The following is a 1,872-nucleotide window of genomic DNA, read 5'->3' on the forward strand; positions in this document are numbered from 1 at the left end:
ATCTTGGTTTATACCCCTCTAAAGCGACTTCAGATATATCGGTTCTAAAGCTTCGGTAGAAATAAACAAATCTCCGATGAAGCAAGGAATATAGGGTAAACGAATTGGAAAACCACTTCGCCGAGGCCCTCGACCTCCTGGCACGCCATCCCGGCGATTTCCTGCCGATCATCACCAAGGTCGAACCTCTGCCTGCCGAGGTTCCACAGTCGTTTGCCATCGAACGCGCACACACCCTCGAGGTAGTTTACACCATCGAGACGACCGCCGCCGATCGCATCCGACTGTGAACAGGAAACCCCATGCTGGACACCAACACTCGTCTCGGCGCCTCGCACAAAGAACTCATCGGCATCCTAGAGGCCGCACCCGATCTGCGTGACGGACCGCACCTCGATGCTGTGCTGAAGATTCTGGCCGAACGACGCACCATGGATCTGTCGGACCTGCCGACCGTTGATCAAGCCCGATTGATCGCCGCGCGAACCCAAGCCCTGCTGCCGTCTGTAGACCACCTGGCCCATCGCATGGCAGCTGCGACCGACCGCCAGTTGATTGTGAAGTTCGGAATCGACCCCACAGCTGCTGACGTGCACGTCGGCCACGCCGTCCCGATGATCGTCGCCAGCCGATTCCAACGAATGGGACACCGAGTGGTGTTCATCGTCGGCGATATCACGGCCAAGATCGGCGACCCCACCGGACGAGTCGCCGACCGGCCACCGCTGACCGATGACGACATCCGCCGCAATTTGACGTCCTACCGCGACCAGGTCACCCCGTTCTTCGACTTCGACCACGCCGACTTCCGGTTCAACAGCGAATGGCTCGCCCAGTTCAGCCTGCCGCAGTTCATCGGAATCCTGGAGCGGCTACCACTGTCGGTGTCATTGCAGCGGGAGGACTTCCGTAATCGCCTCGACGCCGGTAGCGGCTTGTCCATGGCAGAGCTGGTGTACTCGGTGGTGATGTCGCTGGACTCGGTGGAAATCAACGCCGACATCGAGATCGGTGGTTTGGACCAACTGCTGAATATGCAGATGTGCCGTCGCGTCATGGAGAACCACGGGCAGGATCCGGAAATCATCCTCGCGACGGGGCTGATCGAGGGAACAGACGGCTCGGGCGCCAAGATGAGCAAGAGCAAAGGAAACTACGTCGGGCTGGCGTTCGAACCCAAGGATATGTTCGGCAAGCTCATGTCGGCCGCGGATAGGCTCCTGCCCGACTACCTGGCGGCGCTCACCGAGCTCCTCGACCCCGAGATTGCGCTCCTACAGGAAATGTTGCAGGACAAGCAGATTCATCCGATGTGGGTCAAGATTCTTCTCGCATCCGACGTCACCGGCGCGATCCACGGACCCGAGGCCGGCGAGGCCAGCCGGTCAGGCTTCAAGGCTCAGTTCTCACGCAAACGCTTCTCGGACGCAACAGATATCCTGTCGATCGAGGCAGACCACCACGGAAGTGTCACTGTCGCCGAACTGTTCGTCGACATCGCGAGACTCGTCCCCAGCATCGGCCAGGTCCGTCGGATTGCCAGGGACGGTGGTCTGAAGCTCGTCATCGAGTCCGGGGCCGCTCAACAGGAATCCGTGACGCTCAACGACAGCGAGGTCAAGGCCACGGTCTCCGATCTGGCAGCCGCATACGCCTCGAACATGGACCAGCCACAGGTGCGCTGCTTCCTCAAGTGCGGACGTGCGCTCATCGAATTGTGCTGACGTGCAATCCACCTCCGCGACTACACTTCGACGCGGCGTTTGCCGCTTGCGATTTCCCTGATTCGAATATGTTGTCGGCTCCTCGGTTCCTACTCATCGCCCGCGCCGTCGGCGATCACTTCCGAGGCGGGCGTACTCCCCCCCAACC

2 protein-coding genes are annotated in these 1,872 nt (G+C 60.1%); both read left to right on the top strand.

What is annotated here, in order from left to right:
- Nucleotides 1–104 precede the first annotated feature (104 nt).
- Nucleotides 105–290, top strand: a complete 186-nt coding sequence (locus ACFWPJ_RS31725; protein ID WP_378857046.1) for a hypothetical protein — start codon at nt 105–107, stop codon at nt 288–290.
- A 12-nt stretch (nt 291–302) separates the two neighbouring features.
- Nucleotides 303–1,724: a tyrosine--tRNA ligase gene (tyrS, locus tag ACFWPJ_RS31730; protein ID WP_378857048.1), complete on the top strand. Its 1,422-nt coding sequence runs from the start codon at nt 303–305 to the stop codon at nt 1,722–1,724.
- Nucleotides 1,725–1,872 lie beyond the last annotated feature (148 nt).

The sequence above is a fragment of the Nocardia sp. NPDC058497 genome (assembly GCF_042720195.1).
Taxonomy (GTDB): domain Bacteria; phylum Actinomycetota; class Actinomycetes; order Mycobacteriales; family Mycobacteriaceae; genus Nocardia.

What these genes read in the sequence shown, in the direction of transcription:
- tyrS (WP_378857048.1), top strand. Translation starts at nt 303, where the DNA reads ATGCTGGACACCAACACTCGTCTCGGCGCCTCGCACAAAGAACTCATC.